This window comes from Acidovorax sp. sif0632 (assembly GCF_019218805.1).
GTDB lineage: Bacteria > Pseudomonadota > Gammaproteobacteria > Burkholderiales > Burkholderiaceae_C > Acidovorax > Acidovorax facilis.
On record NZ_JAHUWW010000002.1, the window covers coordinates 145,068 to 169,919 of the forward strand.

24 protein-coding genes are annotated in these 24,852 nt (G+C 65.3%); 9 read left to right on the forward strand and 15 right to left on the reverse strand.

The annotated features are described in order from the left end of the window. Positions 1–34: 34 nt before the first annotated feature. Both KW832_RS05700 and KW832_RS05705 read right to left on the reverse strand, forming a co-directional pair. Positions 35–328, reverse strand: coding sequence for a DUF4148 domain-containing protein (locus tag KW832_RS05700; RefSeq protein ID WP_218299186.1), 294 nt, complete (start codon positions 326–328; stop codon positions 35–37). 84 nt (positions 329–412) lie between these two features. After that, on the reverse strand, positions 413–703 hold the full coding sequence (locus tag KW832_RS05705) for a DUF4148 domain-containing protein (protein ID WP_055400238.1): 291 nt from the start codon (positions 701–703) through the stop codon (positions 413–415). Positions 704–1,238: 535 nt separating this feature from the next. Between KW832_RS05705 and KW832_RS05710 the strand changes: the two genes are divergently transcribed. Beyond that, positions 1,239–1,679, forward strand: a complete 441-nt coding sequence (locus KW832_RS05710; protein WP_121419410.1) for a CBS domain-containing protein — start codon at positions 1,239–1,241, stop codon at positions 1,677–1,679. A gap of 231 nt (positions 1,680–1,910) precedes the next feature. Here KW832_RS05710 and KW832_RS05715 read toward each other — a convergent pair whose 3' ends face one another. The 4 genes from KW832_RS05715 to KW832_RS05730 all read right to left on the reverse strand — a co-directional run bounded on the left by KW832_RS05715 (position 1,911) and on the right by KW832_RS05730 (position 6,112). Further along, entirely contained in the window at positions 1,911–2,750 is an 840-nt protein-coding gene (locus tag KW832_RS05715) for an ABC transporter ATP-binding protein (RefSeq protein WP_218299187.1), read from the reverse strand. Next, positions 2,747–3,697, reverse strand: coding sequence for a nitrate ABC transporter permease (gene ntrB, locus KW832_RS05720; protein ID WP_218299188.1), 951 nt, complete (start codon positions 3,695–3,697; stop codon positions 2,747–2,749). Before ntrB ends, KW832_RS05715 begins: the two co-directional genes overlap by 4 nt. 36 nt (positions 3,698–3,733) lie before the next feature. Then, positions 3,734–4,978 carry a CmpA/NrtA family ABC transporter substrate-binding protein gene (locus KW832_RS05725; RefSeq protein WP_121507101.1) on the reverse strand — a complete coding sequence of 415 codons (1,245 nt, stop codon included), beginning with the start codon at positions 4,976–4,978 and terminating at the stop codon, positions 3,734–3,736. 507 nt (positions 4,979–5,485) lie between these two features. Further along, on the reverse strand, positions 5,486–6,112 hold the full coding sequence (locus KW832_RS05730; RefSeq protein WP_121419414.1) for an ANTAR domain-containing response regulator: 627 nt from the start codon (positions 6,110–6,112) through the stop codon (positions 5,486–5,488). A gap of 205 nt (positions 6,113–6,317) precedes the next feature. Here KW832_RS05730 and KW832_RS05735 point away from each other — a divergent pair, with 205 nt between their 5' ends. Both KW832_RS05735 and tsaD read left to right on the forward strand, forming a co-directional pair. Next, positions 6,318–7,484 (forward strand): branched-chain amino acid ABC transporter substrate-binding protein, encoded by a 1,167-nt coding sequence (locus KW832_RS05735; RefSeq protein ID WP_121419415.1) that lies wholly within the window; start codon positions 6,318–6,320, stop codon positions 7,482–7,484. 111 nt (positions 7,485–7,595) lie between these two features. Continuing rightward, positions 7,596–8,636, forward strand: coding sequence for a tRNA (adenosine(37)-N6)-threonylcarbamoyltransferase complex transferase subunit TsaD (gene tsaD, locus KW832_RS05740; protein ID WP_218299189.1), 1,041 nt, complete (start codon positions 7,596–7,598; stop codon positions 8,634–8,636). Between the two features lie 65 nt (positions 8,637–8,701). On the opposite strand, the gene KW832_RS05745 is transcribed toward tsaD, so the two are convergent. Genes KW832_RS05745 through KW832_RS05770 form a run of 6 tightly spaced genes read right to left on the reverse strand, consistent with a single transcriptional unit; the run spans position 8,702 to position 14,679 of the window. Then, entirely contained in the window at positions 8,702–10,153 is a 1,452-nt protein-coding gene (locus KW832_RS05745; protein ID WP_218299190.1) for an aldehyde dehydrogenase, read from the reverse strand. A 45-nt stretch (positions 10,154–10,198) separates the two neighbouring features. After that, the gene (locus KW832_RS05750; protein WP_218299191.1) at positions 10,199–10,909 is read right to left on the reverse strand and encodes an ABC transporter ATP-binding protein; all 711 of its coding nucleotides are present in this window, start codon (positions 10,907–10,909) and stop codon (positions 10,199–10,201) included. Beyond that, positions 10,906–11,664 carry an ABC transporter ATP-binding protein gene (locus KW832_RS05755; RefSeq protein ID WP_218299192.1) on the reverse strand — a complete coding sequence of 253 codons (759 nt, stop codon included), beginning with the start codon at positions 11,662–11,664 and terminating at the stop codon, positions 10,906–10,908. The genes KW832_RS05750 and KW832_RS05755 overlap by 4 nt, the downstream gene beginning before the upstream one ends. Further along, positions 11,657–12,589, reverse strand: a complete 933-nt coding sequence (locus KW832_RS05760; protein WP_218299193.1) for a branched-chain amino acid ABC transporter permease — start codon at positions 12,587–12,589, stop codon at positions 11,657–11,659. The genes KW832_RS05755 and KW832_RS05760 overlap by 8 nt, the downstream gene beginning before the upstream one ends. Continuing rightward, the gene (locus KW832_RS05765; protein ID WP_099730813.1) at positions 12,586–13,464 is read right to left on the reverse strand and encodes a branched-chain amino acid ABC transporter permease; all 879 of its coding nucleotides are present in this window, start codon (positions 13,462–13,464) and stop codon (positions 12,586–12,588) included. The genes KW832_RS05760 and KW832_RS05765 overlap by 4 nt, the downstream gene beginning before the upstream one ends. Positions 13,465–13,470: 6 nt before the next feature. Continuing rightward, positions 13,471–14,679, reverse strand: coding sequence for an amino acid ABC transporter substrate-binding protein (locus KW832_RS05770; RefSeq protein ID WP_218299194.1), 1,209 nt, complete (start codon positions 14,677–14,679; stop codon positions 13,471–13,473). A 219-nt stretch (positions 14,680–14,898) separates the two neighbouring features. On the opposite strand from KW832_RS05770, the gene KW832_RS05775 reads away from it, so the two are divergent. The 5 genes from KW832_RS05775 to KW832_RS05795 all read left to right on the forward strand — a co-directional run bounded on the left by KW832_RS05775 (position 14,899) and on the right by KW832_RS05795 (position 20,975). Then, positions 14,899–15,894: a helix-turn-helix domain-containing protein gene (locus KW832_RS05775; protein WP_218299195.1), complete on the forward strand. Its 996-nt coding sequence runs from the start codon at positions 14,899–14,901 to the stop codon at positions 15,892–15,894. A gap of 198 nt (positions 15,895–16,092) precedes the next feature. After that, the gene (locus KW832_RS05780; protein WP_255577544.1) at positions 16,093–17,541 is read left to right on the forward strand and encodes an efflux transporter outer membrane subunit; all 1,449 of its coding nucleotides are present in this window, start codon (positions 16,093–16,095) and stop codon (positions 17,539–17,541) included. 61 nt (positions 17,542–17,602) lie between these two features. After that, positions 17,603–18,991, forward strand: coding sequence for an efflux RND transporter periplasmic adaptor subunit (locus KW832_RS05785; protein WP_218299196.1), 1,389 nt, complete (start codon positions 17,603–17,605; stop codon positions 18,989–18,991). Further along, positions 18,988–19,770, forward strand: coding sequence for an ABC transporter ATP-binding protein (locus KW832_RS05790; RefSeq protein WP_218299197.1), 783 nt, complete (start codon positions 18,988–18,990; stop codon positions 19,768–19,770). Before KW832_RS05785 ends, KW832_RS05790 begins: the two co-directional genes overlap by 4 nt. Then, complete coding sequence (locus tag KW832_RS05795) at positions 19,770–20,975, forward strand: ABC transporter permease (RefSeq protein WP_015015131.1); 1,206 nt, start codon at positions 19,770–19,772, stop codon at positions 20,973–20,975. The genes KW832_RS05790 and KW832_RS05795 overlap by 1 nt, the downstream gene beginning before the upstream one ends. An 83-nt stretch (positions 20,976–21,058) precedes the next feature. Here the strand turns inward: KW832_RS05795 and KW832_RS05800 are convergent, their stop codons facing one another. After that, a complete protein-coding gene (locus KW832_RS05800; RefSeq protein ID WP_218299198.1) occupies positions 21,059–21,451 on the reverse strand; it encodes an Hsp20/alpha crystallin family protein in 393 nt (130 codons plus the stop codon). A gap of 92 nt (positions 21,452–21,543) precedes the next feature. Here KW832_RS05800 and KW832_RS05805 point away from each other — a divergent pair, with 92 nt between their 5' ends. Further along, positions 21,544–22,890, forward strand: a complete 1,347-nt coding sequence (locus KW832_RS05805) for a branched-chain amino acid ABC transporter substrate-binding protein (RefSeq protein ID WP_218299199.1) — start codon at positions 21,544–21,546, stop codon at positions 22,888–22,890. Between the two features lie 71 nt (positions 22,891–22,961). Here KW832_RS05805 and KW832_RS05810 read toward each other — a convergent pair whose 3' ends face one another. Together KW832_RS05810 and KW832_RS05815 are read right to left on the reverse strand one after the other, a co-directional pair. Next, complete coding sequence (locus KW832_RS05810; RefSeq protein ID WP_370628636.1) at positions 22,962–23,732, reverse strand: ABC transporter permease; 771 nt, start codon at positions 23,730–23,732, stop codon at positions 22,962–22,964. Further along, entirely contained in the window at positions 23,729–24,709 is a 981-nt protein-coding gene (locus tag KW832_RS05815) for an ABC transporter ATP-binding protein (protein WP_218299200.1), read from the reverse strand. Before KW832_RS05815 ends, KW832_RS05810 begins: the two co-directional genes overlap by 4 nt. Positions 24,710–24,852 lie beyond the last annotated feature (143 nt).

Sequence of the window (24,852 nt, forward strand, 5' to 3'; positions counted from 1 at the left end):
TCCAGGGTCTGCGCCACGGCGCAGACCCTGCAAATTACAGCGAACCGATTTCGCCGGAAGAGATCTTGCCGGTGCGCAGCGCGTCCACAGCCTGAGCATTCACTGCATTGCGGTCAGCCGTGGAGGTGTAGACCAGAGCACGCGAACCGACGGGGATGGCGCCGCTGGTCTGGGGCACGGTCGAGGCTTCAGCCATCACTTCAGCGCGGGTGCGGCTGGTTTCGAACTTCGTGGCGAATTGCGATGCATCGGCTTCGTCAGCCTGGGCACCGAAGGAAGCGAAAGCGGCAATAGCAGCGATGGAGAGGAAACGTGCGGTCTTGTTCATGGTGAAACTCCTGTGAAATTCAAAAAATGGGGACGAGGTGTCTGGAATACGTGAAGCGCGAAGCCGTGGATTCAAAAAGGTGAATCAACCGCCTTCAGCGGGGCCCACGCGGCCAGTGCGCATGGCTTGTGCGGCAGCTTCGGCACGCACTGCAGCGCGGTCTACCGTAGACTTGTAGGTCACCACGCGGGAGCCTGCTGGCTCCTGGCTGCGCATTTGGACTGCGGCGGCGGCTTCGGCAACCACTTCGGCACGGGTGCGGTTCGTGTCGAATTTCAGGGCAAATTGCGAACCATCAGCTTCGTCAGCCTGGGCACCCAAAGAAGCGAAAGCAGCCACAGCGGCGATAGAGAGAAAACGTGCAGTCTTGTTCATGATGAAAGTCCTTGAAGTTAAAAAAAGCGTCTCAAAAAAGCCGGAGCGAAGATCAAAAACAACGTGCTTCGCACCGGGTTCGGTGAGTCGCCTTGCGGGTTCGGCTCATCGATGGGATGAACTGTACGCCGCAGGTGGATGAAGAAAAACCAGCTGGTCGCAAACTAACTGTTCCAGTTTTGGAAACAATCTAGACGCTTGTTTCCTGCCTGTGGCCAATGAGAAGAATCTCAGGCCCGCAGCCGGTCGCAAGCGATCGATCCGAGGCAAGAAGGGTGGGCGTTGATTCCTTTGGAAGTGCGTTGGACATGGGCTGTATCGTGCCCGGCCGGCGCTGCGGCGTCGTCTCGTCGCCGTTTCGGTTCTTTTCAGTTTGTTTCGGGTTCGGCCGAATGCAACAGGGTCGAAACATATGCATCGCTGTTGCCACACCGGGCCCAAAAGCGGGATAAATCGGGCTTGCGCGGCTTGCGCCCGTTGGGCTTATGGGCTGAAATCTCTCTGTACCTGTTCCAGGTGTTACGAGGGAGGTTCCATGACCGTAGTCGCCAAAATTCTTCAGTCCAAACCGGACGCCACTGTCCACACCATTGCGCCCACGGCGTCGGTGTTCGATGCGCTCAAGCTCATGGCCGACAAGGGCATCGGCGCCCTGGTGGTTACCGAGGGGGATGCCATCGTGGGCATCTTCACAGAGCGCGATTACGCGCGAAAGATCGCCCTGCTGGGCCGCACGTCAGCCGCCACGCTGGCTCGCGATGTGATGACCACCTCGGTACGCTTTGTGCGGCCCGAGCAGACCAGCGAGCAGTGCATGCAGATCATGAGTACCGGCCGCCTGCGCCACCTGCCCGTGGTGGACAACAACGGCAAACTCGTGGGCATGATCTCGATCGGGGACTTGGTCAAGGACATCATCTCCGAGCAGAAATTCATCATTGAACAGCTGGAGCAGTACATCACTGGTAGCCATTAGAGGACAACCTCCTGAGGCGCTGCGCGCCTTCCCCCTTCTCTCGAATTGCTTCGCAATTCGAGAGAAGGGGGACGCACCCAGCGCGGCGGGGCGGCCCTTGCGAGGGGGTCGCTGGCCTGGGGTTGCGCGCGTGCGACGGCCCTACCATGGGGACAAAACGAAAAAGGGCTCTGACCGATCTGGTCAGAGCCCTTTTGATTTGCCGTGTTGTCGGGCCTGGAGCCCAGCGGTTCAAGCTGCTTTTTCTACGTGCCCCTGGCGGGTGTAGAGGAAGTCGATCACCGCCTTGCGGTAGTGCACGTACTGTGGGTCTTCGGCCAGCTCCACGCGTTTGCGGGGGCGGGGCAGGTCGACGGTCAGCACTTCGCCAATCGTCGCGGCCGGGCCGTTGGTCATCATCACGATCTTGTCCGACAGCAGCACGGCCTCGTCCACGTCGTGGGTCACCATGACCACCGTGCTCTGGGTGCGCGCCACGATCTCCAGCAGCTCGTCCTGCAGCTTGGCGCGGGTCAAGGCGTCCAGCGCACCAAAGGGCTCGTCCATCAGCAGCACCTGGGGCTCCATCGACAGCGCCCGGGCAATGCCCACGCGCTGCTTCATGCCGCCAGAGATTTCACCGGGGCGTTTTTGCCCAGCGGGCGTGAGGCCCACCAGGGCCAGTGCGGCGTCGGTGCGGGCCTTGAGCTGGGCCTTGGTTTCCTTGCCGCCAAACACGCGCTCCACGGCCAGGTAGATGTTGTCGAAGCAGGTGAGCCAGGGCAGCAGCGAGTGGTTCTGGAACACCACGGCGCGCTCGGGGCCGGGGCCCTTGATCTCCTTGTTGGCACACAGCAGCGCACCGTTGGTGGGGGTGGTCAGCCCGGCGATCAGATTCAAGAGCGTGGACTTGCCGCAGCCCGAGTGGCCGATCAGCGCCACGAACTCGCCCTTGGCAATCGTCAGGTTGATGTCGCGCAGCGCGGGGAACAGGCCCTTGGCCGTCTTGAAGGTCTGTTCGACGCCGTGGACTTCGATGAACTTGGTGCTCATGGAGGGGTGTGTGGATGCTGCCGTGGTGGTCGTGTTCATGCTTTCACCTCTTCAAACGTAAATGCGGTGGCCAGCTTGATGAGCGCAAACTCCAGCACCAGCCCGACGATGCCGATCACGAAGATGGCGATGATGATGTTCTTGACGTTGAGGTTGTTCCACTCGTCCCACACCCAGAAGCCAATGCCCACGCCGCCGGTCAGCATCTCGGCAGCTACGATCACCAGCCATGCGGTGCCCACGGCCAGGCGCACGCCGGTCAGCATGTAGGGCAGCACGGCGGGGAAGAGGATCTTGGTGGCGATCTTCCATTCGCTCAGGTTCAGCACGCGGGCCACGTTCATGTAGTCCTGCGGCACACGCTGCACGCCCACGGCGGTGTTGATGATCATGGGCCAGATGGAGCAGATGAAGATGGTCCAGATGGCGGCGGGGTTGGCGCCCTTGAACACCAAGAGGCCGATCGGCAGCCAGGCCAGCGGCGACACCGGCCGCAGCAGGCTGATGAGCGGGTTGAACATGCGCGACAGGAAGTTGAACCGTCCGATCACGAAGCCTGCCGGAATGCCCACCAGCGCCGCCATGCCAAAGCCCACGGCCACGCGCTCCAGCGACATCAGCACATTCCAGCCCACGCCCTGGTCATTGGGGCCATTGCGGTAGAACGGGTTGCTGAAGATTTCCAGCGCCTGCTTCCAGGTCTCCACCGGGCTGGGGATGCTGCCGCCCGTGGTGGTGGATACCACTGCCCACAGACCGATGAGCAGGCCCAGGCCACAGAGCGGCGGCAGTACCGTCATCCAGAAGCTGCGCGACAGGGCCGCCCAGTCGCGACTGGCAGGGGCGGGGCTCGCCGTTGTTTCGGCTTTGGACTGTTTTTGGCTTCTGGCGCTTGCTGGTGAAGCGCTAATAGCTACATTATTCATAGCGTTCTGTGCAACCACGGGGGCTGCATCCAACGGGGAGTGAAAGACGGCACTGACCATGGTGTTCTCCTTGGCAGGGTGGGCGGGGCAAGGCGCTCACGCCTTGATCTTGAAGCTGTCGGCGTACTTGGCGGGGTCTTTGCCGTCCCACACCACGCCGTCCATGAACTTGCTGGTGCGCATTTCGCTCTTGGGCAGCGGTGTCTTGGAGGCGGTGGCGGCCTGTTTGTAGACGTCGATGCGGTTCACCGCCTTGGCCACGTTCAGGTAGTCGGGGTGGTCCTTGATCAGGCCCCAGCGCTTGTGCTGCGTGAGGAACCACATACCGTCCGTGAGGTAGGGGAAGTTCACCGTGCCTTCATTGAAGAACTTCATGTGGTTGGGGTCGTCCCAGGTCTTGCCCATGCCGTCCTGGTAGCGGCCTAGGATGCGCTGGTTGATGGCATCGACGCCTGTGTTCACGTAGGCCTTGCCGGCAATGGTTTCGGCCATCTTGTTCTTGTTGGCCAGGCCATCGTCGATCCATTTGCTGGCCTCCAGGATGGCGGCCGTCACGGCACGGGCCGTGTTGGGGTATTTCTGCACGAATTCGGACGTTGTGCCCAGCACCTTTTCGGGGTGGTCTTTCCAGATGTCCTGCGTGGTGGTCGCGGTCACTCCGATGCCGTCCATGATGGCGCGGTGGTTCCAGGGTTCGCCCACGCAGAAGCCGTCCATGTTGCCCACACGCATGTTGGCCACCATTTGTGGCGGGGGAACGGTGATGACCTTGGCATCCTTCATCGGGTTGATGCCGTTGGCCGCCAGCCAGTAGTACAGCCACATGGCGTGGGTGCCGGTGGGGAAGGTCTGCGCGAAGGTGTACTCTCGCTTCTCGCTGGCCATCAGCTTGGCCAGGCCCGCTCCGTTGACGGCGCCCTTGTCGGCGAGCTTTTTGGACAGCGTGATGGCCTGGCCGTTGTGGTTGAGGTTCATCAGCACGGCCATGTCCTTCTTGGGGCCAGCCAGGCCCAAGTGCACGCCGTAGACCAGGCCATACAGCACGTGGGCAAAGTCGAGTTCGCCATTCACCAGCTTGTCGCGCACACCCGCCCACGATGCTTCCTTGGTGGGGATGATGGTCACGCCGTACTTCTTGTCGATGCCCAGCACCGAGGCCATCACCACGCTGGCGCAGTCGGTCAGCGGGATGAAGCCGATCTTCACTTCCTTCTTCTCGGGGGCGTCCGAGCCCTGGGCATGCACCAGGGCACGCAGTGCCGGGCTCACGCCCACTGCGCCCACGGTGGCGGCCTGCAGCACGGTGCGGCGGTTGAGGCTGGTTTTCAACAGATCGGTCATGGGGCGGTTCCTCGGTGCGTTAGAAAACAAAAAAGGCGTCCTCCCCTGGCCTGGTTGCATGCGCAAACGAGCTTCGGAGAGGGACGCCTTTGTCCATGGCAAAGCCCATTGGGGGGCCTTGTGTCAGCACCGGCCCGCCATTGGGTCAGTGCTGTCAGTGGTGGGACCGTCTTTGGTCTTGCCAGGGTTAATGCAAGCAGCGTGCCAGCCTGTTTTCGCCAGTTTGGCGCCACAATTACTATGCTTTTGATAGCTGCCTAGGCATGCTGGAAAGGCGCAAACGGCCTTTTTTGGCCTGCAATGGTCAGGGTTGGTGCATGCGCGCTGGCTGCACTGCGTTTGTGCGGCGCACCATCTGGGAGAAGCTGGTTGAGCTGGGCTTGGCCTAGGCGAAGGATGCCAAGCAAGGGCCGCCCCGCAGCGAGGGCATCGTCCCCCTTCCCGAATCGCGGCAGCGATTCGAGAGAAGGGGGAAGGCGCGCAGCGCCTCAGGGGGATGTCACCTGCCTACCCCAGCAGATCCATCACATCGAGCATGCGCTGCGCCACGTCCACCAGCTTGAGGCCCTTGTCCATGGCGGTCTTGCGCAGTTTCTCGTACGCGGCCTGTTCGCTCAGGCCCTGGCGCTGCATGAGCAGGCCCTTGGCCCGGTCGATGGTCTTGCGGTCCTTGAGTTCGGTCTTGGCGTCGGCCAGCTCGGCGCGCAGCGCCTGTTCGTGCTGGAAGCGCGCCATGGCCACGTCCAGAATGGGGCGGATGCGCTGGGGCGCCAGGCCCGCCACGATGTAGGCCGACACGCCCGCCGCCACCGCGTCCTTCACGTGTGAGGTGTCCTCGTCGTTGGTGAACATCACGATGGGGCGCCGCTCGTCGCGCGTGGCCATCACCACATGTTCGAGCGCGTCGCGCGCCTCGCTTTCGGCGTCCACGATGATGAGGTCGGGCTGCAGCTGGGCGATGCGCTCGCTCAGGAAGACATCGGCAGGCAGGGTGGCCACCAGGTTGAAGTTGTTCTCCAGCAACCCAATGCGCAGCGCCCGCGACCGTTCCGCCTGAAGTACGGCGTGTTCGTCGGCGGGGTCGGCGACTGCCAGATCCGGGGCAACCACCACGATGCGCAGAGACTCGTTCATACCCAGGAGCATAAGCAATTTTTACGCCACAAAATGGTGCATCGAAGCGGTGCGTTCCGGGGCTGCAGGCTGGCAGCAGGTTGTGGCCGCTTCCAAGGCCTGAAACTTGCTAATAGTTTGTCGATGGGCAGGGCATACCCGATAGCAGCTACCCGGTCGCATCGCATATACATCTGGTCACATTGACCCATTCAAGAGGATTTGCATGAACAAGCACATTGACCGGCGGCGTATCTCTGCCGGCTTGGCCCTGACCACCGTGGCGGTATCCGCGCTGCTGGTGTTGACAGGCTGCAGCAAGGTGCCCGACACCATCAAGATCGGCGTGGCCCAGCCCCTCTCCGGCCCCTTGGGCGCGCTGGGGCAGGATTTGCTCAACGGCGTCAACCTGGCCGTGGCGGAACTGAACAAGGGTGGCTACACCGTGGACGGCAAGCGTGTGACGCTGGAGGTGGTGTCGGTGGACGACAAGGCCGACGCCGCCACCGGCAAGACCGTGGCGCAGCAGCTGGTGGACTCGGGCGTGGTGGCGGTGATCGGGCACCTGAATTCGGGGGTGAGCATTGAGACGGCTCCGATTTACGCCGCCAAGGACATCGCCCAGATAGCCATCTCCACCAACCCCAAGTTCACGCAACTCGGCTTCCCAACCACCTTCCGCATGGTGGCCAATGACACCTTGCAGGCGCGCGCTATCGGCTCGTTTGCCGCCACACAGCTGGGTGCCGCCCGCTACGCTGCGCTGGACGATGGCACGCCTTACGGCAAGGGCCTGGCCGACGGTGCTGCCGAGCAGCTCAAGGCTGAAAAGAAGGAAGTGGTGGTGCGCAAGTCGTTTGACGACAAGACGGTGGCTTTCGATGAACTGGCTGGCGAGCTGAAGGCCGCCAAGGTCGAGGTCATCGTGTCCACCCTCAACGACTTTCAGGCCCTGGCTCTGCTCGAAGCCCTGCGCAAGGTTGACCACACCAAGGTTAGCCTGCTGGGCGGGGACACCATCAAGACCACCGACATGACCAAGGCCATGGGCATGGTCGAAGGCGTCTACGCCACATCGCCCGTACTGGAAGCCAAGGAGTTCACCACCGGCAAGCCCTTCCTTGAAAAGTACATCGAGGCCTACAAGAAGCCCCCGGCCTATGGCGGCCACTACAGCTACGACAGCACCTATGTGCTGTCAGCCGCCATCCAGAAGGCCAAGTCGGCCGATCCGAAAGCGATCACCAAGGCCATGCACAGCATCAACGGCTATGCGCCCGTGATCGGCACCATGACCTGGGACGACAAGGGCGAACAGCGCTACGGCGCCGTGGGCGTGTATGAACTGCGCAGCGGAAGCTGGGAACTGCGCATGCGTTCGGACCGCTGGTAAGCAAGCCGCCGCGTCGGCAGGCGCCATCCATCCGCACAACCCCTGCTGGTGACTGCCAGCAGGGGTTTTTTGCATCCGACCCTGAACGGGGCCGGGTTTTACACTCGGGGCATGAGTTTGCTGATCCTCGGTATTGAATCTTCGTGCGACGAAACGGGCGTGGCATTGGTCCGTTCCACGGGCAATGCTGTGCCCACGTTGCTGTCGCACGCGCTGCACAGCCAGATTGAGATGCACCAGGCCTACGGTGGCGTGGTGCCCGAGCTGGCCAGCCGTGACCACATCCGACGTGTGCTGCCGCTGGCCACGCAGGTGCTGACCGAGTCCGGCCAGTCGCTGGCCGATGTGGACGTGGTGGCCTACACCCGCGGGCCGGGCCTGGCGGGTGCGCTACTGGTGGGGGCGGGCGTGGCGTGCGCGTTGGGCGCAGCGCTCAACAAGCCGGTGCTGGGTGTGCACCACCTGGAGGGGCACCTGCTGTCGCCCTTCCTCAGCGCCGACCCGCCTGAATTCCCTTTTGTGGCCCTGTTGGTATCAGGCGGTCACACCCAGCTGATGCGTGTGGACGGCGTGGGCCGCTACGAGATCCTGGGTGAGACCATTGACGATGCGGCTGGCGAGGCGTTCGACAAGTCCGCCAAGCTCATGGACCTGGGCTACCCGGGTGGGCCAGCGCTCTCGCGCCTGGCTGAGCAGGGCGATGCCTCAGCCTTCAAGCTGCCGCGCCCGCTGTTGCACAGTGGCAACCTCGATTTCTCTTTTGCCGGGCTCAAGACGGCGGTGCTCACGCAGGCCAAGAAGCTGGGTGACGAACTGGAGGCACGCAAGGCCGACCTGGCGGCGAGCACCGAGGCTGCGATTGTCGAAGTGCTGGTGAAGAAGACGCTGGCCGCGCTCAAGCAGACCGGCCTGAAACGTGTGGTGGTCGCCGGTGGCGTAGGGGCCAACCGGCACCTGCGTGCGCAACTCAATGCGGCCTGCGCCGTGGCCAAGGTGCGGGTGCACTACCCTGAGTTGCACCTGTGCACCGACAACGGCGCCATGATTGCCATGGCGGCGGCCATGCGGCTGCAGGCAGGGCAGCAGCAGGCCAACACCGACTACGCCTTTGACGTGAAGCCGCGCTGGCCGCTGGATGCGATCACAGTTTGATGTTTGAGCGAAAAATGGTCGCTAGCGCTTGTCTAGAGAGCGCCAGCAGCTATCTTTTTTGAACTTCAGAAGGGGTAGTGGCGGGGGGTGGTCTGCACTGTGATCCAGCGCAATTCCGTGAACTCGCGCACGCCCGCCATGCCGCCAAAGCGGCCATAGCCCGAACTTTTCACGCCGCCAAAAGGCATCTGGCCTTCGTCATGCACCGTGGGGCCGTTCACATGGCAGATGCCCGACTCGATGCGCGCGGCCACGTTCCAGGCCTTGGCCACATCGCGGCTGAACACGGCGGAGGACAGGCCGAACTCGTTGTCGTTGGCGCAGGCAATGGCTTCCTCGACGCCGTTCACGCGCACCACGGGCTTGACGGGGCCGAACGATTCTTCGCGGTAGATGTCCATCTCTGCCGTCACATGGTCGAGCACCGTGGCCTGCATCAGCGTGCTGTCGCTCTTGCCGCCGCAGACCAGCGTGGCGCCCTTGGCCAGCGCGTCGTCGATCAGGGCGTTGCAGCGCTGCACCGTGGTCATGTCCACCACCGAGCCCAGCACCACCGGGCCCTTGCGCGGGTCGCCCAGGGGCAGGGCCTTGGCGCGCTCGGCGAGCTTGGGCACGAACTCGTCGGCCACGGCGTTGTCCACGATGATGCGTTCGGTGGACATGCAGATCTGGCCCGAGTTGGCGAATGCGCCGAACACGGTGCCTGCTACAGCGGCGTCGATGTCCGCGTCATCCAGCACCAGCAGCGGGGCCTTGCCGCCCAGTTCCAGCACCACGGGCTTGAGGTACTTGGCGCAGGTCTGCGCAATGATGCGGCCCACCTTGGTGGAGCCGGTGAAGTTGATGCGGCGCACTGCCGGGTGGGCCACGATGGCTTCGACCACGGCACCAGCGTCGGCGGGTGCGTTGGTCACAAAGTTCACCACCCCGGCAGGCAAACCGGCTTCCTGCAGGGCTTCGATGATGAGGCCGTGTGTGGCGGGGCACAGCTCCGACCCCTTCAGGATCACCGTGTTGCCGCAGGCCAGCGGCGTGGCAATGGCGCGCACGCCCAGGATGACGGGGGCGTTCCACGGGGCAATGCCCAGCACCACACCTGCCGCCTGGCGAACACCCATGGCCAGGCTGCCGGGCACGTCGGACGGAATCACTTCGCCTGCAATCTGCGTGGTCAGGGCGGCGGCTTCTTGCAGCAGGCCGGCAGCCAGGTGCACGTTGAAACCGGCCCACATGCCCGAGGCGCCGGTCTCGGCCGCCATGGCCACCGCAAAGTCGGCCGTGCGGGCCTCCAGCGCATGTGCTGCCTTGAGCAGCAGCGCGCGGCGCGCGTTGGGGCCCAGGGCGGACCAGGCCGGGAAGGCCTTGGCGGCTGCGTCGGCAGCGGCCTTGGCGTCGGCCACGCTGGCAGCGGGTGCCGTGGTGGCGACCGAACCGTCCAGCGGGTTGCGGCGCTCAAACGTGGCGCCGCCGGTGGCTTGCACGCGCTCGCCGTTGATCAGCATGGAAATGGCAGTCATTGAAAGCTCCTGAAAAAGAACAGATAAAAAGGGGGGAAGAGGTATTCAGGTCACGCCCAGATAGGCTTGGCGCACCACGTCGGATTTCAGCAAGTCAGAGGCTTCGCCAGACGCCACAATGCGCCCGCGCTCCAGCACATAGCCGCGCTGCGCGATCTGCAGCGCCTTGCGCACGTTCTGCTCCACCATCAGTACCGTCACGCCTTGCGCGGCAATGCGCTGCACGATGGTCAGCAGCTCATCGACCATGCGCGGCGCCAGGCCCAGCGAGGGCTCGTCCAGCATCAAGAGGCGCGGGCCGCTCATCATGGCGCGGGCCACGGCCACCATTTGCTGCTCGCCGCCGCTCATGGTGCCGGCTAGCTGTGTGGCGCGCTCTTTGAGGCGGGGAAAGTCTTCAAACGCCTGGTGCAACCGCTCGGCGCGCACCCGCGACGGCACCAGCCAGCCGCCCAGCTCCAGGTTTTCGGTCACCGTCATCTGCGGGAACAGCTGGCGACCTTCGGCGACCAGCGCCAGGCCGCGTTGCACGCAGGCCGTGGCGTTCATCGCAGGCACGGCCTGGCCGTCGAGCGTCACCGCGCCCTGGCGCGGCAGCAGGCCCGCCAGGGCCTTGAGCAGCGTGGTCTTGCCCGCGCCGTTGGGGCCCACGATGACGGTGATGCCGGGCGCGGCTTCCAGTGCCAGGTCCTGCAGCACCTGAAAGCCGTGGTAGCCCGTGGTCAGGTTCTGCACGGTGAGGTGTGCGCCGCTCATGCCGTGGCTCCTTCGCTGGTGGCTGTCATTTCGTCACCCAGATAGGCCTCGATCACATGGGGGTCGCGCACCACTTCCGCGGGCGTGCCGTCGGCAATCTTGCGGCCCTGGTGTAGCACCAGCACACGCTCCACGTACTTGAGCAGCGTGGTCACCGCATGCTCGATCCACACCACGGTCAGGCCCCAGTCATCGCGCAGGCGGCGGATGCGCTGGGCCATGGCGTCCACCTCGGCCTCTGTCAGGCCCGCAGCCACCTCGTCGAGCAACAACAGGCGCGGGCGTGTGCCCAGGGCCATGCCGATCTCCAGCAGGCGTTGCTGCGACGGCGTCACGTCGGCGGCGGGGCGGTCGGCCAAGTAGGCCAGGCCTAGCATGGCGAGAATTTCCTCCTCGCTGCGCAGGCCCTCAGGCCCTTGGCGGTGGCGGCCTGCGAACTGCATGCCAAAGCGCACGTTGTCGCGCACCGTCATGTCGGGGAACACGCGCGGCGTCTGGAAGGTGCGCGCAATGCCGTGGGCTGCGTAGTGGTGCGGGCCCTTGCCGGTGAGGTTGTCGGCACCACAGTGCAGCGTGCCCGATGTGGGCGGTTGCACGCCCGAGATGGCGTTGAAGAATGTGGTCTTGCCCGCACCGTTGGGGCCGATGATGCCGATCAGCTCGCCCTTGTGCAGCGTGGCGCTCACGCCATCCACGGCAGTCAGGCCGCCAAAGCGCACGGTCACGCTGTCAATGGTCAAAAGTGCTTCAGCCATGGTGCGCCTCCGCAGCAGGCTTGCGCCGTTGCCACAGCGTGGCCAGGCCATTGGGCAAGTACATCACGCACAGAATCAGCAGCAGGCCCAGCACCATCATGTAGCCGTAGGGCAGCTGCAGGCGCAGGGTTTCTGCCAGCAGGCTGAACACGATGGCCGCCAGGATGGGGCCGCCAATGCTGGTCGCGCCGCCAATCAGCGCGATCAGCACCGTCTGGAAGCCGATGAAGGGGCTGAACACGGCTGCTGGCTCGATGTAGGTCCAGCGCACGGCCATGGCCGCGCCCACGGCGCCTGCAAAGGCGGCGGTGATGCCAAAGCCCGCGATCTTGGCCAGGCGCGTGTCCACGCCCAGCGTCTGGGCGCGCTGCTCGTCGGCGCCGATGCCTGCCAGTGCGAGGCCAAACCGGCTGCGCTGGATGGCAATGGCGGTGGCAATGGCCGCCGCGGCGATCAGCAGCACCGTGAGGTACACCGTCTCGTTGCTGGGCACCACCGTGAGCACGCGGCCCACGGTGCCCGACACCTGTTTTTCGACAAAGGTCACCGCGTGGCGGATCAGCTCGGTCATGCCGAACGTCAGCACCGCAAAGTAGGTGCCACGCAGGTGCAGCACGGCAGCGCCCATCACCACGGCCACGATGGTGGCGATCAGTGCGCCGCTCAGAATCACCAGCGGCCAGGGCAGCACGCCCAGCAGCGTGGCGCTGGTGTACGCACCAATGCCAAAGAAGGCCGACGTGGCCAGCGACAGGTAGCGGGTGGCGCCGCAGAACAGCGACCAGCTGGTGGCCAGCGCGATGTACATCAGGCAGCTGAGCAGCACCGAGGTGGCGAACTCGGACACCAGCCAGGGCAGGGTGCCGACCACGGCCACGCCCACTGCGAGCGCAAGCCAGGGCTTGTTGGAAGGGAGGAGTTTCATTTCTTGCTAAACAAACCGTTGGGGCGCCAGATCAGCACGCCGATGAACACCGCATAGCTCAGCAGCATCTTGAGAGACGGGCTGCTGAAATGCATACCCAGCGCCTCGACCACGCCGAGCAGCAAGCCACCGGCCAGACTGCCTGCCAGGCTGCCAAAGCCGCCCAGCGTGATCACGATCAGCGCGGTGACGGTGTAGGGCTCGCCCATCGACGGCGAAATCTCATACGTCATCGACAGCAACGCCCCCGCCACGCCCGAGAGGCCCAGTCCAATGCCAAACATCATGGGATGCAGGCGCCGCGTGTTGATGCCCACCAGCTGCGCGCCCGTGGGCGACTGCATCAGCGCCCGCACGGCCTTGCCCAGCAGCGTGAGCTTGAGCAGCGCGATCAGCGCGGCCGACAGCGCCAGCGCCACGCCGAACAGCACCAGCTTGTTCTCGGTGAAGCGCATACCCGCGATCTGCACCGGGTCGGCCAGGTATTCATACCCTCGCAGGTCACCACCCCAGATCAGGAGCGCGGTGTTCTGCACCAGGAACATGAGGCCAAAGCCCACCATCAGGCTGCGGGCCTCGAACACGTCCACGTTTGGCGCGCGCGCCGCCAGGCGCTTGAAGCACAGCGCGTGCACCACCACGCCCAACACAAACAATGCGATGAAAGCCAGCGGCATGAGCAGCAGCGGCGAGATGCCCCATAGGGTGTGCGCGGACCAGGTGAGGAAGGCGCCCAGCATCAGGAACTCGCCATGCGAGATGTTCATGATGCGCATCAGCCCGTATTGCAGGTTCAGGCCCATGGCCACCAGCGCATAGATGCCGCCGGTAATGAGGCCACTGGCGACCAGTTCGGCCCAGGAGGTCAGGGACATTCCGTGTTACTTCCAGGCAGGCTTGTTGGTGTTCAATTGCGCCGTGGCGCGGTCCTTGGGCCAGACCACCTCGAAGTCGCTGCCCTGCCACTGGCTCACGGTGCCGGGGATGGAGGCGTTCTCGCTGCCCGCAAAGCGGATGCCGCCCAGGATGGTCTTGAACTCGTTCTTGGCGATGTGCTCGCGCAGCGCCTTGCGGTCCAGGCCCACCTTCTCCACCGCCTGCTGCAGGATCTGCAGGCCTGCCCAGGCATGGCCGCTGGCCCAGCGGTCGGGCTCCTTGTTGAACTTCTTCACGTGGGCGTCGAAATAGGCCTTGGCCTCGGGGCTGGTCTTCACGCTCCACGAGCCCATGCCGATCACGCCCTCGGTGTTGGCCTGCATCACGTTCTTGTACAGCTGGAAGGCCGTGCCCACCGAGGCGTAGAAGAACTTGGGGTTCAGGCCCACCTCGCGCGCCTGGCGGCTGGCCAGGATGGTGTCGGGCGGGTACGTGATGCCGATGAAGGCGTCGGGGTTCTGGTCCTTGATGCCGCGCAGCACGGGCGCCAGGTCCTTCACGCCCAGCGGGTAGCTTTTGCGCTCCAGCACCTGGATGCTGGTCTTCTTGAGGGCGTTGTTCAGCGCGGCAAAGTTCTCCAGGCCAAACAGGTCGTCCATGTAGACGATGGCAATGGTTTTGACGTTGTTGGCCACCAGCATGTCCACCAGCGCGCCCATCATCTTGTCGGGCTGCTGCAGCAGCGAGAAGAAGTAAGGCAGGTTCATGTCGATCAGCTTGCGCGACAGCGCCGTGGGTGCCAGCAGCGGGTAGCCGAAGCGGTTGGCCAGTGGCGCGATGGCGAAGTTGGCACCCGAGCCCCAGGGCGGCAGGATCAGGTCCACCTTGTCGCTGCCCATCAGCTTTTCGTAGGTGCGCACGCAGGTTTCGGTCTCGCTGCGGTCGTCGTAGCCGATGAGTTCGATGGGGCGCTTGGTGCCCTTCACGCTCAGGCCACCCGCTGCGTTCACCTGCTCGGCCCACAGCAGGTAGTTGGGCTCCTGGCTCACCTGGGCACCGGCTGCCCAGGGGCCGGTGCGGGCGATGGCATAACCGATGCGCACGGGTGCCGCGCTGCTGCCCTGGGCCCACAGTTGCGGAGCCACGGCCAGGGTGCCGATCGTGGCGGCGGCCCCTTTGATCCACTGGCGCTTGGAGGGTTGGTGTGCTGTCATTGTGTGTCTCCTCGGATGGGGCCTGCGTGGTGCACGCCGTGCCGGGAATCGTAGGGAGACCCGCCCCTGCGCGCTGCGCTCAGCGTGCACAAAACGCTTGCCTCAGCGTGCAGACGGCAGCGGGTTTACCCGGATTTCCCTCGGTGGCACGGGGTAACGGGGCGTCCGATAATTCAGCCGCATAACCATCAGGCTTGCGCAACCCGCACTGGAGACACCATGGCCCACCCCCTGACCGAGGTATCCACCGACGCCGTGCCTGCGCGCGACCGCCTGCACCTGTGGGGCGATGCGGTGTGGCGCCTGATTGGCGGGCTGGAGTCCGACGCGTTTGGTGACGATGCCTTTGCAGGCCACATCACCTCGGGCCAGGCGGGCTATGTGAACCTGTGCCAACTGGACGTGAGCCGCCACCGCGTGGTGCGCACCCCCAGCCTCATCCGGGGCAGCGACCGGGCCTACATCAAGGTGGTCGCCCAGCTCGAAGGGCGCGCGTGCTTTGAGCAGAACGGTCGCCAGGTATGGTTGTCGCCGGGGGAGTGGAGTGTTTACGACACCACACGCGCCTACGCCGTGAGCAACCCCGAGGCCGTGCGCCAGATGGTGCTGATGATCCCCAAGGAACAGCTGCCCGAGCGCAAGCTCAAGCTCGATGACCTGATGGTGCAGCGGTTCTCGGGCACCAGTGGCGTGTCGCGGCTGGCATGGGACACCATGCGCGCCGCGTTTGCCGAGCTGCCCACCATGTCCGACGCAGCCGCCGATGGCGTGGCCGATGTGATCACGCACCTGGTACAGCTGTCGCTGCTGGAGCGCAACGGGCAGCAGAGCCTGCTGTCGCAGCGCGAGGCCCTGCGTGACCGCATCAGCCAGTACATCGACCGCCACCTGGGCGACCCCGACCTCACCATCGACCGCATGGCCCAGGCGCTCAACTGCAGCAAGAGGCACCTGTACAACGCGGTGGCTGATGACGAGGAAACCCTGGCCGCCATGATCCAGCGCCGCCGCCTGGAGGCCTGCCTGCGCGACCTGCGCCACCCGGCGCATGCGCAGCGCTCGGTCACTGACATTGCGCTGTCCTGGGGCTTCAGCAACAGCGCGCATTTCAGCCGCGCGTTCCGCTCGCATGTGGGGTGCAGCCCCAGCGAATACCGGGCCCGCGCGTTGGCACCGGTGGGGCTGTTGCGGGACGAATCGCTGCGCGCCCACTGACCGGCGCCCCGGCCCACTTGCGTGTGGGGCCGTCTGTATGGCAAAGCACGGTCACCCTTTCTACCCATACGCATGCATAGGCATGCAGTGGCGTGACCTTTGCCTTGCATCAATTCTTTACGCGGGCTTGACCCAGTGGGTACCTTGTGGGCGCAATCGCTGCTCACAATGGGGTTTTCCCCTGCGTAGCCATTGCCCATGCGTTTTCTCCCACTGGCCTCTCCCGGCACACCCACTGCCCGCGCAGCGCCACCTTTGCGTGCTGTGCCGTGGAGGCAAACGGCCTTGTTGTTGTGCGTGCTGGCCACCGCGGGCTGTGCCAGCCTGGCACCCACGGATGGCGCATTGCCCGCAGTGGCCGTTCCCCCCGCCTGGTCTGCGGGGGGCAACGGCACAGCGCAAGGGGCTACGGCTACGTCCCTGGCCCAGTGGTGGCAGCGGTTTGACGATGCTGTGCTCACCTCGCTGGTCGAGCAAGCCTTGCGCGCCAACACCAGCGTGCGCACCGCCCAGGCCGCGCTGCAGCAGGCGCGTGCGCAGGTGGATGTGCAATCGGCCGGCCTGCTGCCCAGCGTGGGCGCATCGGCTTCGGCGCAGCGCAGTCGGGCCAGCAACAGCACGGGCAACACCTTTCAGGCCGGTTTTGATGCGAGCTGGGAGCCCGATGTGTTTGGCCGCCTGCGCAGCGGCGTGAGCGCCAGCGAGGCTGACGCCCGCGCGGCAGAGGCCAGCCTGGCCGACGTTCAGGTATCGCTGGCGGCCGAGGTGGCCGTCAACTACATTGAGCTGCGCGGGCTGCAGCAGCGCCTGGCCATTGCGCGCAGCAACCTGGCCAGCCAGCAGGAGACGCTGCAGATCACCCAGTGGCGCCTGAAGGCCGGGCTCACCACCTCGCTCGTCACCGAGCAGGCCCGTGCAGCGGCCGAGCAGACCGCCGCGCAGATTCCCAGCCTGGAAGCCAGCCTGGCGCAGTCGCGCTACAGCCTGGCCGTGCTGACAGGCCAGGTGCCCGGCGCGCTCGACGCTACCCTGGCCGCCAGTGCCCCCGTGCCGCAACCGACCGCAGAGCTCGCCCTGGCAATCCCTGCCGAGACCTTGCGCCAGCGGCCCGATGTGCGTGCGGCCGAGCAACGCATTGCAGCTGCCCTGGCGCGCGTGTCGCAGGCCGATGCGGCGCGCTACCCCAGCTTCTCCCTCGGTGGCTCGCTGGGCCTGCGTGCCCTCACGCTGGGCGCGTTGTCGGGGGGCAGTGCGGTAACCAGCGCCTTGCTGGGCAGCGTGTCCATCCCGCTGCTGGATGGTGGCGCGGCCCGCGCGCAGGTGCGTGTGCAGTCTGCAGCGCTGGAGCAGGCCCGCGTGGCCTACGAAGCCACCGTGCTCACGGCCCTGCAGGATGTGGAGAACGCGCTGGTGGCCTTGCTTGGCGACCGTGAGCGGCTCACGCGGCTGGTGGCCGCTGCGGACGCAGCCAGCAATGCGGCACTGTTGGCGCAGCAGCGTTACAGCAGCGGCCTCATCGACTTTCAGTCCGTGCTGGAGACGCAGCGCACGCTGCTGTCCACGCAAGAAAGCGTGGCTATCACCACCGCTGCCGTCGCGGCGGACCACGTGCGCCTCTACAAGGCCTTGGGGGGAGGCTGGCAATAGCCGCCTTGCTAATCCAGCCCCTGTCCTTATCGCCAGCCCTCCAATCTCTGATTCACGTCCCATGCCAAACACCGACACCCCCGCGACATCCACACCCGCCAAGGCGGCCCCCGCCGACCTGAGCGCCCTGCTGGGCGCGGATCGCCCGCGCCGCTGGTGGCAGCGCACTACCGTGTGGCTGGGGGTGGCCGCGCTCGTGGTGGTGGGCGGTGGCTTGTATGCCTGGCAGACGCGCCAGAGCGCCGGCACTGCACCCACCTATGTCACCGAAGAGCTGCGCCGGGGCAATCTCACACTCACCGTGTCGGCCAATGGCACGCTGCAGCCCACGCGCTCGGTCACCATTGGCAGCGAGCTGTCGGGCACCGTGCGCAAGGTGCTGGTGGATGTGAACGACAAGGTCAAGAAGGGGCAGCTGCTGGTGGAGCTGGACACCGCCAAGCTCGAATCCCAGGTGCTGCGCTCGCGCGCCTCGCTGGCGTCGGCGCAGGCCCGCTTGGCCCAGGCCGTGGCCACCACCAAGGAAGCCATCGCCAACTTTGGCCGGCTCGAAGAAGTGGCGCGCCTGTCCGGCGGCAAGGTGCCCTCGGCCTCCGAGCTGGACGCAGGCCGCGCCACGCTGGACCGCGCCCGCGCTGACGAAACCAGCGCCCGCGCCACGGTGGAAGACGCACGCGCTGCGCTGTCCACCGACGAGACCAACCTGTCCAAGGCCTCCATCCGCTCGCCCATCGACGGCGTGGTGCTGACCCGCACGGTGGAGCCAGGCAACGCGGTGGCCGCATCGCTGCAAGCGGTGACGCTGTTCACCGTGGCCGAAGACCTCACGCGGCTGCGGCTGGATGTGAGCGTGGACGAAGCCGATGTGGGTTCGGTCAAGGTGGGTCAGGACGCGAGCTTCACGGTCAGTGCCTATCCCTCGCGCCGCTACCCGGCCCAGGTCACGCGCGTCTCGTTTGGCTCCACCAAGACGGACAACGTGGTGACCTACATCACCTGGCTGGAGGTGAACAACAGTGACATGAGCCTGCGCCCCGGCATGACGGCGGCGGCCACCATCACTTCCACTGAACGAAAGGATGTGCTGCTGGTGCCCAACACGGCGCTGCGCTTCACGCCCGCTCAGGCCGCAGGGGCCGAGGCGAATCCCGGGGCGGGTGGCGCCAAGCCCGGCGCGTCGGGCAGCGGCAGTGGTGGCGGCATCATGTCGCAGCTCATGCCGCGCATGCCACGGTCTGGCTCGGGCCCACGCAAGCCGGGTGCGGGGGGCGAGGCAGGCGATGGCGCGGGCAAGACGCGGCAGGTGTGGGTGCTGCAGGACGGCGCCGCCAAGCCCATCGATGTGCAGGTGGGTATCAGCGATGGCCGCCATACCGAGGTCACGGGCGACGGCCTCACGCCCGGCATGGCCGTGATCACCGACCAGCGCGCGGCAGGGGCCAAGCCATGAGCGTGTCGGGCGACACCCCCATCATCCGCCTGCGTGGCGTGACCAAGGTCTATGGCGAAGGGGCGCTGGCCTTTCAGGCGCTCAAGGGCGTGGACCTGGACATTGCGCAGGGCGACTTTGCGGCCATCATGGGCCCCAGCGGCTCGGGCAAGTCCACGGCCATGAACACGCTGGGCTGCCTGGACCGACCCACCACGGGCGAATACCTGTTCAAGGGCGTGCATGTGGAGTCGCTCTCGCGCGACGAGCGGGCACGGCTGCGGCGGCGCTACTTTGGCTTTGTGTTCCAGGGCTTCAACCTGCTGGCGCGCACCTCGGCGCAAGAGAATGTGGAGCTGCCTCTGCTGTACCGGGGCGAGTCGGCCACCGCGCGCCATGCGGCGGCCGCGCGTGCGCTGGAGGCCGTGGGCCTCAAGGGCTGGGAACACCACACACCCGCCGAGCTGTCGGGCGGGCAGCAGCAGCGCGTGGCCATTGCGCGCGCCATCGTCACCGAGCCCGATGTGCTGCTGGCCGACGAGCCCACCGGCAACCTCGACACCCAGCGCAGTGTCGAGATCATGGAACTGCTCTGGCGCCTGAACGCCGACCACGGCATCACCGTGCTGATGGTCACGCACGAGCCCGACATGGCGCAGTACGCGCGGCGCATCGTGCGGTTTGTGGATGGCGTGGTGGACAGCGACGCGGCCAACCCGCATCCCAAGGGCCTGGACGCTGATGCTGTAGCTGTATCGAACGTATCGAACGTGGTCACTGCGGATTCAGGGGGCCACTGATGTTGCTCAACACCCTGCTGCTGGCGTTGCGTTCCATCCGGCGCAACCTGATGCGCTCTTTCCTCACCATCCTGGGCATCGTGATCGGCGTGAGCGCGGTGATCACCATGGTCACGCTGGGCAATGGCGCCACGCTGGCCATCCAGAACCAGATCTCGGGCCTGGGCACCAACCTGCTGCAGGTACGCCCCGGCCAGCGCATGGGGCCCGGCGGTGGCACGGGCGCCCCGGCCTTCAAGGACACCGATGCCGACATGATCGCGCAGCAGATCGGCGGCATCCTGGCCGTGGCGCCCGAGGCGCGCGCCGCCGCCACGGCCGTGGTGGGCGGGCGCAACTGGACGACCAGTGTGATCGGCAGCACCAACGCCTGGCTGGAGACCGGCAACTGGACGGTGCGCACTGGCCGCGTCTTTACCGACGCGGAATTGCGCGCGGGTGCCGCCGTGTGCCTGATCGGCGAGACCGTGCGGCGCGAGTTGTTTGGCACCGCCGATGCCGTGGGCGGCCAGCTGCGCGTGAAGGCGTTTTCGTGCGAGGTGGTGGGCGTGCTGGCGTCCAAAGGGCAGGGTGCGTTTGGCAACGACCAGGACGACACGGTGCTGGTGCCGCTGCGCACGCTGCAGCGCCGCGTGACGGGTAACACGCGGGTGAACACGCTGCTGGTTTCCATGAAGGATGGCAGCGACCCCGAGCGGGTCAAGGCCAGCCTCACGCAACTGCTGCGCGAGCTGCGCAAGCTGTCGGACTCGGACGAAGACAACTTCAACGTGCTCGACACCAAGCAGCTGGCCGACACGCTCTCGGGCACCACCAAGGTGCTGACCACGCTGCTGGGTGCCGTGGCCGCCGTGAGCCTGCTGGTGGGCGGCATCGGCATCATGAATATCATGCTGGTGAGCGTGACCGAGCGCACGCGCGAGATTGGCCTGCGCCTGGCCATTGGCGCGCTGGAGCGCGAGGTGCTGCTGCAGTTCCTGATCGAGGCCGTGGTACTGGCCGCGCTGGGCGGTCTCATCGGCATCGTGCTGGCCACGGGCGCGTCGCTCGCGCTGTCAGGGCTGATGGGGGTGCCCTACCTGTTCAACCCCGGGGTGAATTTGCTGTCGTTCCTTTTCTCTGCGGGCATTGGCGTGGTGTTTGGCTACTTCCCGGCACGGCGCGCTGCCCGCATGGACCCCATCGATGCGCTGCGGCATGAGTAATGCATCGGGTCTGGAAAGAGAATTTGAATGAAAAACGCCCGTACCGCTTATGGTACGGGCGTTTGTAGCTATTAATTCAATAGTTAGTGGATCGTCAGCGTGGTGGCCTTGCTGGCAGGCGCCACCTTGGCCAGGGTCAGTGTCAGCACGCCGTTTTCCAGTTTGGCGCTACTGTTGGCGGCGTCGATGTCGGCGGCCAGCTCCCAGGCGCGCTGCACCTTGCGGGGGGCTCCTTCCACACTTTGCAGGCGCACCACGTTGCCTTCAATGCTGATCTGCAACTGCTCGCGGGCCAGGCCGGGCACATCCAGCTGCAAGGTGGTCGCTTTGTCGTCCTGCGTGACAGTGCAGCCTGCTGCAGAACGTGCGGCAGCGGGGTCAGCCAGCGTGCCCATCAGAAAACGCTGCAGTGCCTGGTCGGCGGAACGGGGTGCTTGGGCGTAGGCGGCGCGGCGGATCACGGGGGCGAAGATCATGGGGTACTCCTATACACTGCGCGGCTCTCGACGTGGTCGCCGCATGCCAAAGAGGTGTGTGCGGCCACACCGCATTTCAAGGGAAAAATGGCATGAATAAATTGCACTCCGTGGGCTTGAAAACAGGCGCAGCGGCATTACGTCAATCCGTTTTGGCCGCAGCAGCCACGCTGTGCTGCGTGCTGCTGCCGGTGTCCGCCAGCCATGCCCAGGCTGCAGCGCCAGCCGCTGCCGTGGCGCAGGCCAAGCCCGTGAAGGTGGCGCTCATCGAAAGCCTGTCGGGCGCATTTGCCAACACGGGCGAAGCGGTTTACCGCAACATCTACTGGGCCATGGAACGTGTGAATGCGCGGGGTGGCGTGCAGTTGCCAGCCGTTGCGGGTGGCCCCCGCCCGCTGGCGCTGGAGCGCTACGACAGCAAGGGCCAGAACGAAGAGGCGCTGTCGGCCCTGCGTGCGGCCATCGACGATGGCGCGCAGGTCATCCTGCAGGGCAATTCATCGGCTACGGCGGCGGTGCTGATCGAGGCGATCAACAAACACAACGAGCGCGAGCCGAACAAGCGCGTGATTTTTCTGAATTACTCGGCGGTGGACCCCATCCTCACCAACGAGAAGTGCAGCTTCTGGCACTTTCGCTTTGACGCCCACGCCGACATGCGCATGGCCGCGCTGATGGATGTGATGCGCGAAGACAAGTCCCTCAAAAGTGTGTACCTCATCGGCCAGGACTACAGCTTTGGCCAGGCCGTGCTGCGCGAGGCCAAGAAGCAACTTGCCGCACAACGCCCCGATGTGGCGGTGGTGGGCGACGAGCTGCACCCGGTGGGCCGCGTGAAGGACTTTGCGCCCTACGCCGTCAAGATCAAGACCAGCGGCGCGCAGGCGGTGGTCACAGGCAACTGGGGCAATGACCTGACCCTGCTGGTGAAGGCCGCGCGGGAAGTGGGCTACGAGGGCAGCTTCTACACCTTCTATGGCAACGCGCTGGGTGCGCCCGCTGCCATGGGTGATGCAGGCATTGGCAAGGTGGTGGCGGTGGCCGACTGGCTGCCCAATGTGCCAGGCGCCCAGAGCGAGGCGTTCTACCAGTCTTTCCGCGAGCGTTTTCCCAAGCCGCAGGACGACTACGTGCACATGCGCATGCAGCTCATGGTGGAGGCGCTGGCCCAGTCCATCGAGCGTGCCGGCAGCACCGACGCCGTGGCCGTGGCGCGCCAGATGGAGAAGGCCGATGTGCGGCTCTCGGGCCAGGGCGGCAGCATGCGCGCAGCGGACCACCAGTTCCAGCAGGCGCTGGTGGTGGGCGTGATGGACAAAAAAGGCGCACCGGGCGTGAAGTTTGATGTGGAAGGCTCGGGCTACGGCTTTCGCGTGGTGCGGCAGATTCCTGCTGCCAAAGCGCAGCAGCCGCACAGCTGCAGCATGCAGCGGTATTGAGTCCACGTCCTGAACCGTTCACGCTGAGCCCGCCGAGGGGGTCAGCGTGAATGTTTTTTGGGGCGGTGGGCTCAACGCCGGATGCGGCGCCCCGTCTTGAACACCCACCACACCACGACGAGGCACGCGGCCATGAACACCAGCGTCATGCCCGTGCTCACGCCAATGTGGACATCGGCCTGGCCATAGAACGCCCAGCGCAGTCCGCTGATGAGATAGACCACCGGGTTGAACAGCGAAACGGTCTGCCAGAACGGCGGCAGCATGTTGATGCTGTAGAACGCCCCGCCCAGAAAGGTCAGCGGCGTGATGACCAGCAGCGGGATGACCTGCAGCTTTTGGAAGCTGTCGGCCCACAGGCCGATGATGAAGCCGAACAGGCAGAACGTGACGGCGGTGAGCACGAGGAAACCCACCATCCACACCGGGTGCGCCACTTCGTAGGGCACAAACACCCGGGCCGTGGTGAGGATGAGCACCGACACCAGCAGCGATTTGCTGGCCGCTGCGCCCACGTAGCCCAGCAGCACCTCCACCCAGTTCACCGGCGCGCTGAGCAGCTCGTAGATGGTGCCCGACCACTTGGGCATGTAGATCCCGAAGGCCGAGTTGGAGATGCTCTCGGACAGCAGCGACAGCATGAGCAGGCCGGGGATGATGTAGGCGCCGTAGCCCACGCCGCCGATGTCGCCCATGCGCGAGCCGATGGCGGAGCCAAAGACGATGAAGTACAGCGCCGTGGTGAGCACGGGCGCAATTAGGCTCTGCATCCAGGTGCGAAACGCACGGTTCATCTCAAAGCGGTAAATGGCGCTGACGCCATGCCAGTTCAGGCCGTTCATGCTTGGGGTGCTTTCTGCTGAGGGGTGTCCTGGTGCACCAGGCTCACAAAGATGTCTTCGAGCGAGCTTTCGCTGGAGTGCAAATCCTTGAAGTCAATGCCGTGCTCGGCCAGTGCGCGCAACAGTGCGGCAATGCCCGTGTCCTCCTGCTGCGTGTCGAAGGTGTAGGTCAGCGCGGTGCCGCCCTGGCTCAGCACGAGCGGCCAGCGTGCCAGCGCGTCGGGCACTTTGTCCATCGGCTGCTGCAGGGTGAGCGTGAGTTGCTTCTTGCCCAGCTTGCGCATCAGCACGTCCTTGTCTTCCACCACGATCAGCTCACCCTTGCGGATCACACCGATGCGGTCGGCCATGTCTTCGGCTTCTTCGATGTAGTGCGTGGTGAGGATGATGGTGGTTCCCGCGTCGCGCAACTCGCGCACCAGGCGCCACATGTCATGGCGCAGCTCCACGTCGACGCCAGCACTGGGTTCGTCCAGAAACAGGATTTTGGGCTCGTGCGACAGCGCCTTGGCGATCAGCACGCGGCGCTTCATGCCGCCCGACAGCGCGAGGATCTTGCTGTCCTTCTTGTCCCACAGCGACAGGTCCTTGAGGATCTTCTCGATGAACGCCGGATTGGGCGCCTTGCCAAACAGGCCCCGGCTGAAGTTGACGGTGGCCCACACGGTTTCAAACGAATCGGTGTGCAGCTCTTGCGGCACCAGGCCAATGGCCGCGCGGGCGGCTCGGTAGTCGTGCACGGTGTCGTGGCCGTCTGCGGTGATGGAGCCGGCCGTGGCATTGCTCATGCCGCAGATCACGCTGATGAGCGTGGTCTTGCCCGCGCCGTTGGGCCCGAGCAGGGCAAAAATCTCGCCGCGCCGGATGTCCAGGTCGATGTTCTTGAGCGCCTGAAAGCCGCCCGCGTAGGTTTTGCTCACGCCACGCACCCGGACGATGGCGTCCACAGCGGGCGTTGGAGAAGGTGATACAGGCATGAAGAAAAGGGGTGGGGTGGGGGTGGGCAAAGAGGTGTGCCGCTGCTGCAGGGCTGCCGGGCCAGCGGTCCAAGCCGGGCATTGTGGACTGACTTGCGCAAGCGCGCTTGCAGGCGCCGCCAAACCCCGTATCGGCCGTCCGG

Bases quoted from the DNA above. Each gene is read 5' to 3' on its own strand.
- KW832_RS05730 (WP_121419414.1), bottom strand. From the start codon at position 6,112: ATGAACGAGTCTCTGCGCATCGTGGTGGTTGCCCCGGATCTGGCAGTC.
- KW832_RS05735 (WP_121419415.1), top strand. From the start codon at position 6,318: ATGAACAAGCACATTGACCGGCGGCGTATCTCTGCCGGCTTGGCCCTG.
- KW832_RS05750 (WP_218299191.1), bottom strand. From the start codon at position 10,909: ATGAGCGGCGCACACCTCACCGTGCAGAACCTGACCACGGGCTACCAC.
- KW832_RS05780 (WP_255577544.1), top strand. From the start codon at position 16,093: ATGCGTTTTCTCCCACTGGCCTCTCCCGGCACACCCACTGCCCGCGCA.
- KW832_RS05710 (WP_121419410.1), top strand. From the start codon at position 1,239: ATGACCGTAGTCGCCAAAATTCTTCAGTCCAAACCGGACGCCACTGTC.
- KW832_RS05700 (WP_218299186.1), bottom strand. From the start codon at position 328: ATGAACAAGACCGCACGTTTCCTCTCCATCGCTGCTATTGCCGCTTTC.
- KW832_RS05785 (WP_218299196.1), top strand. From the start codon at position 17,603: ATGCCAAACACCGACACCCCCGCGACATCCACACCCGCCAAGGCGGCC.
- tsaD (WP_218299189.1), top strand. From the start codon at position 7,596: ATGAGTTTGCTGATCCTCGGTATTGAATCTTCGTGCGACGAAACGGGC.
- KW832_RS05800 (WP_218299198.1), bottom strand. From the start codon at position 21,451: ATGATCTTCGCCCCCGTGATCCGCCGCGCCGCCTACGCCCAAGCACCC.
- KW832_RS05775 (WP_218299195.1), top strand. From the start codon at position 14,899: ATGGCCCACCCCCTGACCGAGGTATCCACCGACGCCGTGCCTGCGCGC.
- KW832_RS05715 (WP_218299187.1), bottom strand. From the start codon at position 2,750: ATGAACACGACCACCACGGCAGCATCCACACACCCCTCCATGAGCACC.
- KW832_RS05725 (WP_121507101.1), bottom strand. From the start codon at position 4,978: ATGACCGATCTGTTGAAAACCAGCCTCAACCGCCGCACCGTGCTGCAG.
- KW832_RS05810 (WP_370628636.1), bottom strand. From the start codon at position 23,732: ATGAACGGCCTGAACTGGCATGGCGTCAGCGCCATTTACCGCTTTGAG.
- KW832_RS05795 (WP_015015131.1), top strand. From the start codon at position 19,770: ATGTTGCTCAACACCCTGCTGCTGGCGTTGCGTTCCATCCGGCGCAAC.
- KW832_RS05790 (WP_218299197.1), top strand. From the start codon at position 18,988: ATGAGCGTGTCGGGCGACACCCCCATCATCCGCCTGCGTGGCGTGACC.
- KW832_RS05770 (WP_218299194.1), bottom strand. From the start codon at position 14,679: ATGACAGCACACCAACCCTCCAAGCGCCAGTGGATCAAAGGGGCCGCC.
- KW832_RS05765 (WP_099730813.1), bottom strand. From the start codon at position 13,464: ATGTCCCTGACCTCCTGGGCCGAACTGGTCGCCAGTGGCCTCATTACC.
- ntrB (WP_218299188.1), bottom strand. From the start codon at position 3,697: ATGGTCAGTGCCGTCTTTCACTCCCCGTTGGATGCAGCCCCCGTGGTT.
- KW832_RS05805 (WP_218299199.1), top strand. From the start codon at position 21,544: ATGAATAAATTGCACTCCGTGGGCTTGAAAACAGGCGCAGCGGCATTA.
- KW832_RS05755 (WP_218299192.1), bottom strand. From the start codon at position 11,664: ATGGCTGAAGCACTTTTGACCATTGACAGCGTGACCGTGCGCTTTGGC.
- KW832_RS05705 (WP_055400238.1), bottom strand. From the start codon at position 703: ATGAACAAGACTGCACGTTTTCTCTCTATCGCCGCTGTGGCTGCTTTC.
- KW832_RS05815 (WP_218299200.1), bottom strand. From the start codon at position 24,709: ATGCCTGTATCACCTTCTCCAACGCCCGCTGTGGACGCCATCGTCCGG.
- KW832_RS05760 (WP_218299193.1), bottom strand. From the start codon at position 12,589: ATGAAACTCCTCCCTTCCAACAAGCCCTGGCTTGCGCTCGCAGTGGGC.
- KW832_RS05745 (WP_218299190.1), bottom strand. From the start codon at position 10,153: ATGACTGCCATTTCCATGCTGATCAACGGCGAGCGCGTGCAAGCCACC.